Origin of the sequence: Rhizobium sp. CF122 (assembly GCF_000282035.1) — a bacterium.
Classification (GTDB): Bacteria; Pseudomonadota; Alphaproteobacteria; order Rhizobiales; family Rhizobiaceae; genus Rhizobium.
Genome location: NZ_AKKA01000033.1, coordinates 66043 through 81891 on the forward strand (window position 1 = coordinate 66043; position 15849 = coordinate 81891).

Sequence of the window (15849 nt, forward strand, 5' to 3'; positions counted from 1 at the left end):
GGGAGAAATGCCATGAACCGTATCGTCCAAATGGAAGAAACCGAAACTCGGGTGATGAGGGGCGACCGCGCAGCGGGTTCCACCAGCTCTCTGCTTTCGTTGATCGAGTGGCTCTCTGGCGATGAATGCCACGGCCTCGATGAGCCCGGTCTGATCTCCGCCCTTGGTCGCCGCCTGCGGGTGCTTGGTCTGCCGATCGATCGCTTGACGCTTCACTTCATGACGCTTCATCCGGAGCTTATCGGCCGAACGCTTGCCTGGGCTCCGGGCGATCCAGTCGAGATTCACGATCGCGAGCATGGTGCGCGCCAAATTTTTGCCAATAGTCCGCTGCGCAAGGTCATGGACAGCCGTGAGCCGCTTGTTGTCGGGTCTGGCGACAGCGCCCACGGACGCTGGCAGGACATCGATGTCTTTGCAGGTCGTGGGCTCCAGCAATTGATGATCGCGCCGCTCTGCAATGCCGATGGGCCAGTGAGCGCGGTCGCCTTCGGTACCCGGCGGGCGGGCGGCTTCACGCCAGCTGAAATCCAAGTTCTGGAGCGGATCCTGCCGGCGTTGCGCAACACCTGCGAGTTGCGGGTGATGCGTCAGGTCGAACTCAGCCTGCTCGATACCTATGTCGGCCCCCTGACGGCCCAGCGCATCCTTGCCGGGCAGATCCGACAGGGCGAAATCGAATCCATTGAGGCAGCGCTGCTGCTTTGCGACCTGCGTGGCTTTACCGAGATATCGAACCAGCTCCCCAGCGACAGGGTGCTCGAGTTGCTGAACGCCTACTTTGACAAGGTGATTCCACCCATCACGCGCGAGGGCGGCGAAGTGTTGAAGTTCATGGGCGATGCGGTTCTTGCGTTCTTTCCAGGGTACGATGCGGGCCGCAGCAGCGCGTCGGCATTGATCGCGGCCAGGGACATCCTGCGTGAAATTGACGGGTTCGAGTTCGACGAAATTGCTCTCAATGTCGGCATCGCCCTGCACCACGGCGAAGTCAGCTACGGCAATATCGGCTCCGGCCGTCGCCTCGATTTCACGTTGATCGGCCCCGATGTGAATCTGGTCAGCCGCATCCAGACGGCGTGCGGAGATCTTCGCGTCCCGCTCCTGATGTCCGACACTTTCCGGAAAGAGGCGCGGGCCCAAGCCGTCTCGGCCGGCTGGCACACACTCAAGGGGTTCACGGAGAAGGTGGAGCTATTTTGCTTGCCGGAGCCGTGAATCTAGCCGAGGCTCCCGGCAAAACGCTCAGCCAGCCGATCCTTCTGGAAGCGGTCGGTGATGAAGTCGATGAAGGCGCGGGTCTTTGCCGGCAGCAGGGTCCGATTTGCATAGTAGAGGGAAATCGGCCCGGCATCGGCATACCAGTTCGGGATCAGACGGACGAGCTCGCCACGTTCGAGATAAGGCAGGGCATCTGCGGTCGCGATCATGGCAACGCCGAGACCGAGGAGGGCGAGATGACACATGGCCACGGGATCGTTGACAACGATCTCTTCGGACAGCGCGGCAGGCATCTCTTCGCCGGCGACGTTGCGCATTACCCATTGACGGACACGGCCGGTGCTGCTGGACCGCATGACGATTCCGTCGAGCGCAGAAAGCCCGGCCGGATCGAATGGCGGGACGCGATCCTTCATGTATACAGGGGAGGCGACGGCAATGAGATGAGCGGGCGCAAGCGTACGGGCAATGACACCGGCCGTCAGCTCGAAACCGCCACCGATCGCGGCATCATAGCCTTCGGCAATGAGATCGACCGGGCGGTTCTCGAACATCCATTCCGGGCGAACAAGCGGATAGCGTTTCAGGAAATCCGGAAGCAACGGCAGGACATAGCCGGTGCCAAAGGCCGGGCTCATGCTGATCTTGAGAACGCCGGACGGTTCGCCTTGATCCGTTGTCACGGCAGCAATAGCACTCTGCAGGTTTTCCAGATCATCGCGGATGGCGGCGAAGAAGCGTTCACCGGCTTCGGTCAGTGTGAGCTTGCGCGTGCTGCGCTGAAACAGGCGAACACCGAGATTGGCCTCGAGAGTCGCGACATTGCGGCTGACGGCTGCAGGCGTGATGGAAAGCCGGCGCGCTGCAGCGGAAAATCCGCCGAGTTCAGCGCTGCGGACAAAGGACTCCAGATTTGCCAGCGTTTCCATCGGATTTTCAACGGTTGCTTGAAACCGAGAAAGACTATTGCGCCGTGAAATCGAGCGCAAGCGCCGACACGTCTACAGCCGAGCGGAAGGCGAATATAAACTATATAAATAATAGCTATTTGTTGTGTGTTCACGCTTTTGGCGTTATTTGCTGAATAATGGGGATGGAGTACTGGGGGCGTAAGGCAAAAGAAAATGCTGACGAAAAAGGGAAAGTATGGTTTGAAGGCGCTGGTCGACCTGGCGCGGCTCGCGCCCGGTGAAACTGCCTTCATCAACGACGTTGCTTCGCGCAACAACATTCCGAAGAAATTCCTCGACACAATTCTCTTGGAATTGCGAAATGTCGGCATTCTTCGATCGAAGAAGGGCCCGGGTGGCGGTTACTCGTTGTCGCGCCCAGCATCCGAAATTCGGATCGGTCATGTTATCCGTACACTCGATGGCCCGTTGGCACCTATTCGCTGCGCCAGCCGAACGGCCTTTGAAGCCTGCGACGACTGTTCCGATCCCGAGAACTGTCAGGTGCGGCGCTCCATGACCGAGGTCCGGGACGCGATCGCCGACATTCTCGACAACATGACGCTCGAGCAATTCGTCGCATCCGGCAACAAGCTGGACGATGCCGACGAAGAAGCGGCTCTCTCGGTCGCCAACTAAGCGTTAGTCGCCGAAATAGTGCGCTGCCGCCGCTTGGTAGAGATCGTCAGCGGCCGCGTCGTTCGCGCGAATGCGTGCGTTTCTCCAATGTCGATCGAGATTGCGGCCGATGCTTGTCGCTCCGTTGCCCGACAGTTCGAACAGTGCGTTGGCGACATCAAGGGCCGTCCGGCTTGCTGTGATCTTGGCGGCGGACGCAGAGAAGAACGCGGTATCAACCGTGCCGGCGGACGGGCCGACCTGGGAAAAATCGAGTTTACCGCCGGCACTTTCGACAAGTGCGGCCGTCGCTTGCACGGAGAGTGCAAGCTTGCCGATGCTGACTGAGCGCGGGGACTCCCGAAGGTTGGCGAGCGCGGCTCGAGCAATACCGAGGTCCGTGCCTGCATGGAGCAGAGCAGCCAGGGCCGAAGCCGTTGTGTGACGTTGCGGTCCATCGTCCGTTGCCGCTTTCGCGTCGCCGGTGACGCCCTGGGCGACGGCCGTGCCGGCACCATTCGTCCTCTGCCCGAAACCATCCCAGTCATCGATGATTTGCAGGCCTTCGCTCTCGCGGGCAAGATAGAAGCGAACCCGCTCGCCCTCGGCATCGATTGCATCGGCCACGATCCAATCGACGAAGAGAAGGCCAGGGGACCGCAGGCTCCGTCCCGTCAGCTCATAAGTGGCGCCAAGCGAACTGGCAGCGCCCACTTGGTCGAAGGCCGTCGCCGTGAAGTGATCACCGGCCAGCGCGCGAGCGAAGAGCAAGTCTCTTCGCTCTTCGCTCGGGTCGTTCCGGAGCTGTTCGAGAACCGTGAAATGATGCTCAAGGCACTCGGCAATCGAAGAATCGCCCTCGGCGATGATGGCGACGATCTCGCCGAGAAGTGCGTTGGCGACATCCAGCCCCTCGTTCTCCGGGGGAACTGTGACGGCTGTCAGTCCCGACTGAAAAAGGGCGTCGAGTTCTGCGCGAGGAAAGACCCGATTGATATCCCGCTCGCTCGCCTGCAGCGCGAAGTCGCCAGCAAGGCGGCGTGCGGTCGCTATCGCCTCTTCCTCGCTTTCGATACGGTGCGCTGCGGGTCTTGTCCGGTCATGAAACCGCGATACGGTTCCCATCACTCCTCCCATCCGTTGTGCCTCTAGGATTGATGGATCGCAGGTGCAATGATAAGGCGCGTTTTTCTACGAATGCACGAGCGATTGAATTTTATTGTCGTTTGATTGCACCAATGCGAAGCGTGGTGATGCTTCGACGCCCGCAATGAGAGGTTCAACATGCCTTCGACCGTCCGTGAGCGGCTGAAACTGGATCCCGGCGATATTCCGATCTACGCCATCGGCGACATTCATGGCAGACTTGACCTGCTGCAGAAGGCGGAGCAGGCGATTATTGATGATGCTGCCGCGATCCCGGGGCGAAAGCTGATCATCACGCTCGGCGACTACATTGATCGCGGGCCGTCATCGGCACAGGTGATCTCGCACCTGATGGCGCTTCCGCCCGAAAATTTCGACCGCATCTGCTTGACCGGGAACCATGAGACCACGATGCTCGACTATCTTGACGGTCTGGTTTCCTTCTCGGATTGGATGCGAATGGGCTCGGATGCGTTACTGCGCTCCTACGGGCTCGATCCGGAGCAGCTGCCTCTGGTTTTTTCGACTGCCGCCAAGCTCGATGGCTTCATCAAGAAGTCGATTCCGAAGCCGCACGTGGATTTTCTGCGTTCCCTGCCGATTTTCGTCGATACGCCGAATGTGCTCTTCGTGCATGCGGGCATCGATCCCATGCTGCCGATCGATGCGCAAAGCGACGAGGACCTTGTTTTCATCCGTCATCGCTTTTTCGAGAGTCGTCAGCCACTGCCGAAGCTAATCGTTCACGGCCATACGCCGAACGACGAGCCGGAGGTTCTGCCGACAAGACTAAACCTCGATACCGCGGCCTTCCACAGTGGCAAACTCACTGTTGCCAGGCTATGGAAAGGGCGCGTGCATCTATTCCAGACCTGATCAGGCGCCGGCTTCTGCCGGCTCCCGCTTCTTTGACGTCTCTTCGGTGTAGTAGCTCACATATTTGTGGCGGTAGCGTTCGGTGCCGCCGAAGTTGGTGAACTTGCCGAGCTCGGTCATGTCGGTCTTGTTGAGGATCACACCCAGAATCTTGGACTTGATCTGCGGCTCGGCGTTCAGAAGGTCGCGCACGACACTCGTTGGCGTCGAGCCCCATTCGGTCACGAACAGGAAGCCGTCGACCTGCGGGGCAAATGCCTTGGCGTCGATGACAGGGCCGAGCGGCGCAAGGTCGACAACGATGTAGTCGAACATCTTGCGTGCATTTTCCATGAGGTTGAACATGCCCTGCGAGGCAAGCAACTCGCTGGTGTGCATGAGGTGATCGTTCGGCAGAACCGGTAGGATTGCCAGCTTCGTCGCAGGATCGACCTTGACGGCACTCGCCCACGGAACCTCACCGAGAACAGCCTCGACGAGCCCCTGCTGCGGAGGGGTTCTCAGCATGCGCGTCAGGCCGGGGTTGCGAAGGTCGGCGTCAATGAGCAGCGTGCGCTTGCCGCTGGAGGCGAGAAGCGCGGCGAAGTTGGCCGCCGTGGTCGACTTGCCTTCTCCCGGCATCGCCGAGACGACGCCGATGACGCGGTCCGATTTGCCCTGGAACATGACGTCGCTCGCAAGCTTCGCGTTGCGCAGGGTTTCGGCGAAGACCGAGCGCGGCGCTTCGAGCACGACGCGCATGATGCGTTCGAAGGTCGCGCCGGAATCGGCGGCCGCTTCGGCAGGGGCCAGCGCAGGATTGGCACGGGGCCGGAAGATCTTGCCCTCGCGCGGCGGCTTGCCGATCAGCGGCAAATAGCCGAGGAATTTGAGGCCAAGGATCGTCCTGACGTCGCCTTCAACACGGAAGAAACGCTCTCGGAATTCCTGGAAGGCCGTGAGCGCACCGCCGGCCATCAGGCCAAGGACAATGGCAAGGCCGAGTGTCATGGTTTTCTTCGGGCTGGATGGCGAAACCGGGACGCCAGCCTCAGAGATCACGCGGGCCTTGGCGATCGGGAAGGACTGCTGCTGCGACGCCTCCTCGTACTTGCCGAGGTAGGATTCGTAGAGGGTCTTTAAGGCAGTTGCCCGCTGCTCGAGATCATTGAGCTGGACAATCGACTTGTCGGCTTCCGAATTCTTGCCTGTCAGGTGTTCGATGTTCTGGCGGAGCGAGGCTTCCCGCGAGCGGGCGACTTCGAACTCGTTGCGGTAGCTGGAGGTCAGTTGTTGCAGTTCCTGATAGATCTGGCGAGTCAAATCCTGCTTTTCGGCACGCAAGGCGACGGCCTGCGGGTGGTCCTCACCGAAGTTCGTCGTGACCTCCTGTTCGCGCTTGTTCACCGAGATGTAGCGGGTGCGCAGGTCCTGGATCACCGTGTTGTCCGTCTGGCCGGACGAGATTGCCGCGTTGTTGACGGCGTTGTCGGGGCCGAGGTCGACGATCGACTTGAATTGGTTGTAGCGGGCCGAAGCGCTGGCGCTGTCGGCCTGGGCGACGATCAACTGCTTGTTGAGGTCGGCAAGCTGCTGTTCCGACATCAGCTCACCATTGGCGGACGTCAGGCCATTCTCGGCCTTGAACTTCGCGACATCGAGTGCTGCCTGCTGCGACCGTTCGCGAAGATCTGCGAGGCGCTGCTGCAGCCACACCGAGGCGCTTTCCGTGGCATCGAAATTGGCGTTCAGCTGGTCATTGAGGTAGGCCGTGGCGTATGCCTTGGTGATCCGTTGCGCGAGAAGCTTGTCGGTCGAGCGGAAGGAAACGGCGAGAACGGAGCTGCGATTGACCCGCGATACCGCCACCGCCTCCTGCAGCAAGGCTGCCGCCATCTGGCGGCGACCGTTGCGAGCATCGTCTTCTGTTACCGGCGGGCCACCAGGCGCCAAAGCGGTGACAATCAGCTTCATCCCGGACTTGAACAGCGCAGCGGGCGATTTCGGAGGGTCGAGGATCGTCTCATTGTCCTGAAGCTTCTCGGCATCGACCACGCGAAGCGCAAGCTCGTTCGACTTCAGGATTTCGACGGCGCTGGCGATCTGCATGTCGACCTGCTGTGCGCTGGCCACCGGCGTCGGATCCTGCGCGTATTTCGCAATATCGTCGTCGAGCAGGATCTGCGTCATCGACGTGTACTGCGCCGTCGCGAAGAGCAGATAGACAACGGCGAGCGTCACTGTTGCGGCAACGCAGAGCGCAGTCGAGCCGGCGCGGCGGATAACAATGGCGATCAGGCGATCGATGTCGATGAAGGAATCGGAATCGTCGGCCGCTTTGGGCAGAGAACTGTGCAAGGTCAGGTTCCGTTGGTTCATGGCTCTATCCTTTGCGGGAGCGGGTCACGCCATCGATGGCTGTGAGGTCGGTCTGCGGGCTTACCAGTTGGCGAAGCGGCGCGAGTGCGCGATGGATCCGCATGGCAATCGGCATCCTGAGATGCGCCACTGCCGACGGATTGCTCCAGGCCGTCTTGATCGCTCCGGAGATCGACCGGTCTTTGATGTTCTGTACGAGGATGAGGAATGCGCGGCCTCGGCGGAGGCTTCGTTCGCGAAACTCCTGTGCGGCCGCCGCCTCCGCATCCAGCGTGTGATCTCGAAGGAAAGCCTTATCCCCCTCGATCATGGCATCGATGTGGTGAAGGGCGAGAACGCGTGAAATCGACCCCTCACGGATCTGATAGTCGTAGCCGGGGATTGGCTCGATCACGCAGCGCCCACCAAGAGCCATGGCCGAGGCGAGGAACAGATAGTCCTCGCCGACTTTCAGGGCTTCGTTGAAGCGAAGTCCATGCCGCTCGATGAAGGCGCGCTGAAAGATCGGCTTGAGATAACCAAAGTTATGCGTTGTCTGAAACAGGGCATTCGATCTTATGAATACAGGAAGCGTCAGCTCCGGCGTCTGCGCCAGCGATTGTTCGGCAAACATTGTTTCAGGCGGCGTGCCGTCGGCGCGAATGACTCGGAGATTGTCGACGGCAATCTGAGCATCAGCCTTCTCGGTGCGCTCGATCATGCGCTGCAACCGCTCCGGTTCGACGGTGTCGTCGGAATCGAGCACGGCAAGCCAGCGGCCGGTTGCGGCAGACAACGCCGCATTGCGCGCTGCGGCAGGCCCGCCGTTGCGCGCAAGCGCCAGCAGCTTCACGTTTTTGTCGGCGTAGCTTTCTGCAATGGCTCTCGTCTCGTCCGTCGAGCAGTCATCGGCAACGATCACCTCGACCGAAACGCCCCGTTGTGCAAGCGCGCTATCGATCGCATTGGCAAGCGTCTCCGCCGCGTTGTACGCGGCGACGATGAAGCTGACGTCGGGCTGGGTTTGCGTCATGCAGCCTCCGCCGTTCCGTACTGACGGATTTCGCGAACGCCCAACAGACCGCTGACGACCCCGGTATGCATGAGGCCGCGAAGGACGTAGCGATACCGTGGGATCGGGGAAAAGATGCAAGCAAGTGCCGCGCCGTAGCAAAAGATTGCCTTGGCGGCGGCAAGGCCGATCTGTTTCAGTCTCTGCAAGCCGGTGTTCTTTTCCTGAAGCAGCCGCCCATGTGTCTGGCCGAAACGGAAGCGGCGCTTGGCAAGCCAGGACAGGCCGGCGCGGCTTTCGGTCACCGGTTCATAGACGTAGGCCTCGGGCGCAAAGGCGATCCCGCCGCCCTCGGCATGCATGTGGCTGAAAAATTCCGTGTCCTCGCCGCCGGTACGTCCAAGCGCGAGGTTGAAGCGACGACCGGCCACATGGGGCGAATCGAGGCGAAGGAGGACGTTGCAGGTGTAACCGGTGCGGATTTCGCCGCCGACCCAGACGGGCAGGGTCGAGTGGAAGTCACCCTCGCGCATCCAATTCGGCGCCGTCGAGGAATAGACACTGCGGACAGGACCGAGCACGGCATCCGCCTTGGTCTTGCTGGCAACAGCAAGCAATTCCACCAGCCAGTCCTCGCTGGCGTCCTCATCATCGTCGATGAAGGCCAGGAAGTCGCCGGTCGCGTTGTCCAGGCAGGCGTTTCGCGCAATCGAGATGTTCGACGCCGGGCAATGCACATAGGCAATTTCATGCGGAATGGTCGGGCGAAGCGCATCAATCCGTTCCTTCGCACTCGGAACCTTGTCGTTGTCAGCAACGATGATTTGCAGCGTTGCTCCATCAGGCACGGCGAGGACCGCAAGCGAAAGCAGCGCTTCGTCAAGCGAAGCGCGGCGATAGGTGCAAACGCCGATATCGATCTGCATGGATTTCACGTCGCTCATGAGGAGACCTTTCTGCCGCGGAAGCTCAGAAGCTCCATCCAGAAACCGGCTGACCAGGCAAAGTGCATCACCATTGCCGAAACGGCGGCGAGCGGGCCGTAGGGGTTCCTGTGGCCGATGGCCATCCAGAAGCCATAGCCGACGCAAGCAACGGCCCAGAGGCTGAACGGGATGACGGCTGCCCAGTTCAGGACGGCAAGAAACGCGCCGATGAAGACCGGCACGACGAGAAGCGGAAGCATCTGGCGAAGATTGGGCATGCTGCCGTGCTTGAGGATGTTCTTGGCCCGACCCCTGCCATAACCGAGGTACTGGCGAAAGAGTGTCGAGATGGTCGAGCGCGGATAGTAGGTCATCCGCGTCTTATCGGTCATCCAGATGCCGAAGCCTGCCTGCTTCAAGCGGTAGTCGAGTTCCGCATCCTCGTTATGGCTGAAGGTTTCATCGTAGCCGCCGACAGCGTCGAAGGCTGCGATGCGCATCAGTGCATGATGGCCGTGATTCGTCCAATGCCCCTTGGCGCCCTCGCGATGCTTGGAGCCACCGTTCCCGAGCTTGGAATTTTGAGCAAAGGCTGTTGCCTTCTGGAAGACGCCGAAGCCGACGGTTTCCATCGCGACCACGACGGAGTCCGCCTGCGTCAACACGGCCTCCTGCACAAGGCGACGGCAGTAGTCGTCCGGGTAGTCGCCGTGCGCGTCGATGCGGATCAGGTAGTCGTAGTCACGGCCAAAGGTTTGGACTGCGAGATTAACGGCCGCACTCTGGATCCGCCGCGGATTGTGCAGCAGGACGATTCGTGGATCGGCGGCGCTGATGCGGGTGACGATTTCGCGAGTTGCGTCCGTACTGCCGCCATCGGCGACAACGATCTGGGCATTCATGTGATCGAGTTCGAGGCTTAATTTGGCGAGCAGAGCCTCGATGTGCTTCTCCTCGTTCAGGCAGGGAATGATGATGAGACTGGAGACGCTGGCACCGACGTCAGGCTTCATGGTTGTCCACCCTTCTGGAGATACGCTTGTGGGAACAATTGCGCCGGCGCCGCCCCTCTCTGCGGTTGCCGGAACAAGGCGGGAAAGGCTTGCGACGAGCGCCACGCAATCGCTGCGGTCGGCAAACCAGGTCTTGCGATCCTTCGCGGCGACGGCCTCACTCAATGCGCGGTAACGCTCGCCGGTCATGTTTTCGAACAGGTGTTCGAGCTGCGTAACGTTCGCTTCCGAAAGCGCGAGGCCTATGTCGCGGGTATCGAGGAAGCGTGCCGTTTCCGTACCTTTGAGCGCGATCGGAACCGCTCCGTACAGGCAGCCCTCGTAGAGCCGGTTCGGCAGGAGCCAGCTCGAATTGAGGCCCTCCTCGAAGAAATCGATGGCCCAGGAGAAGTGGACGTCGTCGTAGATCGCCCGCAAATCTTCCGGGTTGCGGTAGGCGCCTTCGAAACGGAGGTAGGGCTCGTCGCGCACGAAGGCATCGAAATCCTCGAATTCGGAGTAGGCGGGACGACCGCGCAGCACGATCTCGACCTTGCCTTCCATGCGGCGTGAGAAATCGGCAAGCAGGCCGAGCGACTTGCGGCAGCGAAGCGCACCGAACCAGCCGATTTTCCACGGCTCACCGGGTTGCTTCAGGGGCCGTGCGAATGCCGGCTCGATAGCTGCTTCGTCAAGGGAGATGACCTTGTTTTCAATCAAAAGCGTCTCGGCTTTGACGCCGGACCGAGGACTGAAATAGTTCTCGATGAAGGCCGGAGAACTCGTCAGGATGAGTTTTGTGTTCTTGCCGAAATGCGCCTCGGCGCGGCGGATCGCCTTGCCGACGATGTCGTCGCGCAGCAGAAGGCGATGGATATCCAGGCATTCATAGGCAACGGGAACGTTGCCGCCGAAAAGCGCGTTGGCTTTATGCGCGACGGCCAGCGCTTCCAGATTGCGCCCGATGATGAGATTGGGCTTCTCCACGTTCTTCAGCAGAGCCTTGAGGCCCGCCATCGCCTTTGCGACAGCACTCATGCGTTGCGCAAACTTAGCGTCTGCGGTGCGGCCGAGTTCGATCGGAACCACCCCATGCACTTCGGCAAGCCGATTCTCTCCACGGCGGAAACCAGCCAGCACGACGTCGGCGCCTCCCTCGCGCAGCATCAGCACCCGCCGCCGTACGGCAGGGTCTGCCAGGTCGTGCACAAGGTAGAGCACTTTGAGCATCGAGGTTCCTTTTCGTGTGACGGCTTCCGCCGCGCTGAATTTCTGCGGGATGCTGGTCAGTTGAGCGTGCATGCGATCGATTCAGGGAACTGGCACTTGTCGCCGAGCGCGGTGAAAGCCACGCGCTCGACGCTCAGAACGGCCGGCTTCGTGTAGTCGAAGCGACCCATCCAGTTCGAAAGCGTGTCCGAACCCCAAAGACTGAAGAAGATCTTCTGCGGAGTGGACGGTATCTTCGATGGATCGGTAACGTCCTGAACAAGCTTGCCGTTCAGGTAGTAGCGCAAGCGATCCTTTTCCCAGATGAAGGCATAGTCATTGAAGCCCTCATCGGCTTTGCTGCCAACCGGAACGAGTTTCTCGTTACCGCCCTTGGCCTGCACGTATTGGTTCACCTGCACCTCGCCGGTGTTCTTGCCCAGCACTTCGAAGTCGATCTCATCGTGCTTCTGCTTGTCGGCAGGGCCGATGTAAGTGAAGAACGCAGAGTTCAGGCCCGAGCCGGTGCCCGCCTTGATGCGGGCTTCATAGGTGCCATAGCCGTAGCGCTTGGTCGTCTGGATCTCGCCACACGAATAGTTCCGATCCTTGGATTTTCCGTCCGCGAACGAGAGCTGCAGGGCACCGTTATCAACCTTCACGTTGTTCTTCGACCAGGTGCAGTTCTGGTGGGCGCCGTTGTTCCAGCCGTCCGAAACGTACCAGAAGCCACGGTTGATCTTGTCGAAATCATCGACAAAGGACTTTCCGGATGCCTGTTGCGCCGAAGCCGGCAGCGCTGAAGCGCAGGCTGCCGCGATCGTGATGAGGCTGAGGCAAAGTTTTCGCGCATGGGCGATTTGTGTCGTCATGTGTCACCTTTGCTGTGTAACGAGTTTGCGAGAGACGTCCTGGGGCGAGGCCGGCGTCGGCGACCGTTTGGTTCGGCCGCCTGTCAAAATTGCGTAGAGGCGCGGGAAATTCTTCCGGCACAGCCCGTTCGACAGAGTGAGAAACGGAAACAGCAGGGCGAAAGACAGGACGAAGAAGAGCGGATAGAAGCTCAAGTCCGCCTTGCCCCAGAGGATCCAGAGAAAGACGAGCAGCGGGTAATGGGCGCAAAAGATCCAGAAGCTCAGGCTTCCCGTCTTCGAAAGCCGCTGGCCGAGTTGCGTCTTGATCAGCGGAGCCGACAGCAGCCAGAAGCCGAGCGCGCCGACGATTGCCAGGGCGTTGCGGAAGAACTGCACCCAATCCGGTAGGGAAGGGCCAGTGAAGAAGATCGCCGTTGCCAAAAGTGCCGAGGCGGCGAGCAGCAAGAAGACGCCAACCGGCGCAAAGCGGTCGAGAGCCTTCAGGTCGAACTGCTTCAGGGCAATGAAGATGCCGAGACTGAAGCTGAAGAGGATCGAGCGCTTCAAAACGATGTAGATCGACAGCTCCGGAACCAGGGCGATCACCAGCAAGGCGGTCAACGTCAAAATCGGAGCGCGACTGATCAGCCATGCCAGGATCGGCGAAAGCAGGATGCAAACGAAGAGATCACGAAGGAAATAGAGCGGCACGTTGGCCGGAAAATCTTCCACCGCCAGCACTTGCGTCATCAGATCGCGGCCGGACGCACGGAGTGGATCAGGCAAATAGCCGTCGCCGACCCCGACACTGGTGGCCAGAATGATCGCCGCGATGAACGCGCAGTTCCAAAGCAGGAACGGCAGGAAGACCGTCTGCGCCTTGGTGCGCACGGTTTTCCTGTAGCTGAAGTTTTCCTGCCCGCTGCGAAACAGCAGGTAGCCGGAGATCGCGCTGAGACAGGGAACGCCTACACGAAAGAGCGCTTCCGTCAGAAAGATCCGGACCCAGTCAAATGCGCCGTAGGTCCCGTCATAGGGACTGCTGGCGGCGTCGAACGGTATATGGACGAACACAATGCCCGAAATGAGCACGATGCGCATCAGATTGATCCGCGACGATACATTCGCATCAACATTCACGTTATCAGTCACCCCTTTTGGGCCGCACCTCCCCTTGCGACCGTTTTCAATCAGAGCAGACTCGAGCCCGCACGCCGAAGTTAGGGCGAATTCACGGAAGAAAATATGGCAGTGCAGCAAAAGTGATCGGGGATCCCACTTCGTAACAGTCGTCCTGTCCTGGCTCATTATGGGAAAAAACCTATGTATCGGTCCGCCCGAATCGTCCTGAACGTCAACGACAGCAGTGCATTTCATAACATGATGATATTCATCAATTTCTGGGTCCTTTCCCCGTCAGGCGGCCTAAAAGTTTTTGTCGACTGGTGAACGATTGTTACAACGCGAAGCTGACGAACCGCTCCGATCGTGGCCGAATTGCGGCTTGAGACTGAGCTATCGTTTCGTTTCGATACGGTCTTGTGTGATCCGGTCTACCCATTCGCTTTGACAAACTTCGGCCGAAATGAACGTCATCATTTTGCAGTGCAGCAGACTTGCTGCGCTTTCAGTCACCCCTAGATGCGCTGGGGCGGAAACATCACTCGCGTATCTCAAGGAGAGAGTATGGCGACCTTCACGATCATCATCCCCTTTTACCAGCGTCAGGACGGGATTCTTGGCCGCGCCCTGGCGTCGGTCTTCTCACAAAGCTTCAAGGATGTTGATGTCATCGTCGTCGACGACCAGTCACCACGCTCTGTGGATGCGGACCTGGCGCTCCTGTCGGAGGAGGACAGGGCGCGCGTCACGGTGATCGCCCAGGCGAATGCTGGACCGGGTGGGGCGAGAAACACAGGCCTCAATCACGTCCCGGCGGCGACGCGCTATGTTGCCTTTCTCGATTCCGACGATGTCTGGACACCGGATCACCTGGCAAATGCCATTCATGCGATGGAAACGTTAGGGGGGGATTGCTACTGGGCGTCCATCGAAGGGGGCGAGGAATTCGACTATCATTTCGGTATCGCCGCGCTCGAGAGAGAGGACGGCGCGCGGCGCCTGATGGACAAGCCGCTGATCCTCGAGGTGCCGGATCTTGCCGGCGTCATGCTGAAGAACTGGGCCTTCCTGCACATGTCCTGCATGGTCATTGGCCGGCCGCTGTTCGAGAAGGTTCGTTTCGACGCGGCCCTGCGATTGGCGGCCGAGGACGTGCTGTTCTTCTGTGATTGCATCATGACGGCAAAACAGGTGCTGCTCTGCGGAGAGCCGGGGGCGCTGCGCGGGGAAGGCATCAACATTTTCCACGGCGTGGATAACGCCTCACCAGAGTTCCTCAAGCAGCAATTCATCACCTGGATGGCGCTTGACCAGCTGGAGAGCCGATTCTCCCGCAGGCCGCAGGAGATCGAGACGATCAAGGAACACAAGAACACCGCGCGCAAGCAGGCGATCTGGAGTCAGATCGGCCTGCTGCGCCGGCGCAAGAAGCCGGATTTCAGGCTACTCGCACGCTGGGCAGCGCGCGATCCCCGTTTGCTTCAGAGCGCGCTGCAGCTGGCTGCGGCCAAGTTCTCGAGATAGTCGAACCCCGGCTACTTGGCCGGGGCGCTCAGAAGATATCTCAAGCCATTGCCTTGCGCGGTGACGGATACGCCACCGGGATTTCGCAGGCGCTCGGTCTTGTCCATCAGGATGCCCGTTGCAACGGGCGCGAAGGCTGCCGGGTGCGTTGCGATGTAGGCGATTGCTGCTAGCGGGCCTGATTGCGATTTGATGTCGAGGAACCGCCGCAGCTCATATTTGCCGCGAACATGCCGCTCATGCCGACGCACGGCTTCTGCGGCCGCTGGCAGCAGCCTTGACGATGTCAGGAGCGCGCGATCGGCCTCGTAAAGGCGGCGAAGATCTTCGGTGCGATGGCGACCGCTGAGCGAATTTCCGCGCACGACAGCCCCGTAGCCGCAGCTGTGGATCACCTTGTAGCGCGCGCCGAGCGCCAGCGCCCTGATGTAGAGGTCGTAATCCTCTCCAAGCCGCATCTCCTCGCGGTAACGCAAGCCATACTTGTCCAGGAAGGCCCGTCGCATGATCGGCTTGAGAAAGCCGATCTCACCGCGGCGGACGCCACGCTTGGATATGTTGCCATCGACAAAGGTGGGCAGGTCGAGGAAGAGCGGACTTTCGGCAAATTGCTGGAGCCGCTGGGGCGCCTGGCTGGCCGTCTCGGCGTCGACGAAGGCGATGTTATCGGCAACGAACTCCCAGTCGTCCTCCGCAAGCATCCGGCGAAAGCGTCCTTCGAAGAAGAAATCGTCAGCGTCGAGGATCGCGATCAGGGGTGCCGAAGAGATGTCGATGGCGTGGTTGCGGGCGGCGGATGGCCCTTTGTTCTGGTCGAATCTGACGACACTCAGCCTGCCGCTGGCGTCATCCGCACGTCTTGCAGCCTCCGCTGTGCCGTCATTGGAGCCGTCATCAACGACGACCACTTCGGCCACTTCTGGCTCCCGAAGCGCTGATTCAACAGCGGTTTCGATCGTGTCCGCCGCGTTCTTGGCTGCGATGATGACGCAAATGCTTGCCGTTTTTGCCACGCGTAGCCTCCGTTGTTTTCGCTCAACAACTAGGACGTCAAAATGTGGC

At 60.1% G+C, this 15849-nt stretch carries 13 protein-coding genes; 4 read left to right on the top strand and 9 right to left on the bottom strand.

Annotation, left to right across the window (positions count from 1 at the left end; translation table 11 throughout):
* Positions 1–12 precede the first annotated feature (12 nt).
* A complete protein-coding gene (locus PMI09_RS08885) occupies positions 13–1218 on the top strand; it encodes an adenylate/guanylate cyclase domain-containing protein (protein ID WP_007791432.1) in 1206 nt (401 codons plus the stop codon).
* A 2-nt stretch (positions 1219–1220) separates the two neighbouring features.
* Here PMI09_RS08885 and PMI09_RS08890 read toward each other — a convergent pair whose 3' ends face one another.
* On the bottom strand, positions 1221–2150 hold the full coding sequence (locus tag PMI09_RS08890; protein WP_007791434.1) for a LysR family transcriptional regulator: 930 nt from the start codon (positions 2148–2150) through the stop codon (positions 1221–1223).
* Positions 2151–2345: 195 nt separating this feature from the next.
* Here PMI09_RS08890 and PMI09_RS08895 point away from each other — a divergent pair, with 195 nt between their 5' ends.
* Positions 2346–2810: an RrF2 family transcriptional regulator gene (locus tag PMI09_RS08895; RefSeq protein WP_007791437.1), complete on the top strand. Its 465-nt coding sequence runs from the start codon at positions 2346–2348 to the stop codon at positions 2808–2810.
* Positions 2811–2813: 3 nt separating this feature from the next.
* On the opposite strand, the gene PMI09_RS08900 is transcribed toward PMI09_RS08895, so the two are convergent.
* Positions 2814–3914 (bottom strand): monooxygenase, encoded by a 1101-nt coding sequence (locus PMI09_RS08900; protein WP_007791440.1) that lies wholly within the window; start codon positions 3912–3914, stop codon positions 2814–2816.
* 159 nt (positions 3915–4073) lie between these two features.
* On the opposite strand from PMI09_RS08900, the gene PMI09_RS08905 reads away from it, so the two are divergent.
* Positions 4074–4811, top strand: a complete 738-nt coding sequence (locus tag PMI09_RS08905) for a metallophosphoesterase family protein (RefSeq protein WP_007791443.1) — start codon at positions 4074–4076, stop codon at positions 4809–4811.
* Here PMI09_RS08905 and PMI09_RS08910 read toward each other — a convergent pair whose 3' ends face one another.
* From PMI09_RS08910 to PMI09_RS08935, 6 genes are all read right to left on the bottom strand, one after another.
* Positions 4812–7169 (bottom strand): polysaccharide biosynthesis tyrosine autokinase, encoded by a 2358-nt coding sequence (locus PMI09_RS08910; protein ID WP_007791446.1) that lies wholly within the window; start codon positions 7167–7169, stop codon positions 4812–4814.
* Positions 7170–7173: 4 nt separating this feature from the next.
* Positions 7174–8181 carry a glycosyltransferase family 2 protein gene (locus tag PMI09_RS08915; RefSeq protein ID WP_007791448.1) on the bottom strand — a complete coding sequence of 336 codons (1008 nt, stop codon included), beginning with the start codon at positions 8179–8181 and terminating at the stop codon, positions 7174–7176.
* Entirely contained in the window at positions 8178–9104 is a 927-nt protein-coding gene (locus PMI09_RS08920) for a glycosyltransferase (RefSeq protein ID WP_007791451.1), read from the bottom strand. Before PMI09_RS08920 ends, PMI09_RS08915 begins: the two co-directional genes overlap by 4 nt.
* Positions 9101–10099 carry a glycosyltransferase family 2 protein gene (locus tag PMI09_RS31680; protein ID WP_037082395.1) on the bottom strand — a complete coding sequence of 333 codons (999 nt, stop codon included), beginning with the start codon at positions 10097–10099 and terminating at the stop codon, positions 9101–9103. Before PMI09_RS31680 ends, PMI09_RS08920 begins: the two co-directional genes overlap by 4 nt.
* A 1265-nt stretch (positions 10100–11364) precedes the next feature.
* Positions 11365–12159, bottom strand: coding sequence for a glycoside hydrolase family 16 protein (locus PMI09_RS08930; protein ID WP_007791455.1), 795 nt, complete (start codon positions 12157–12159; stop codon positions 11365–11367).
* A 3-nt stretch (positions 12160–12162) separates the two neighbouring features.
* Positions 12163–13281 carry an acyltransferase family protein gene (locus PMI09_RS08935; RefSeq protein ID WP_037082375.1) on the bottom strand — a complete coding sequence of 373 codons (1119 nt, stop codon included), beginning with the start codon at positions 13279–13281 and terminating at the stop codon, positions 12163–12165.
* Positions 13282–13827: 546 nt separating this feature from the next.
* Here PMI09_RS08935 and PMI09_RS08940 point away from each other — a divergent pair.
* Entirely contained in the window at positions 13828–14787 is a 960-nt protein-coding gene (locus PMI09_RS08940; RefSeq protein WP_007791461.1) for a glycosyltransferase family 2 protein, read from the top strand.
* Positions 14788–14798: 11 nt separating this feature from the next.
* On the opposite strand, the gene PMI09_RS08945 is transcribed toward PMI09_RS08940, so the two are convergent.
* Positions 14799–15800 (bottom strand): glycosyltransferase family 2 protein, encoded by a 1002-nt coding sequence (locus tag PMI09_RS08945; RefSeq protein ID WP_007791463.1) that lies wholly within the window; start codon positions 15798–15800, stop codon positions 14799–14801.
* Between the last annotated feature and the right edge of the window lie 49 nt (positions 15801–15849).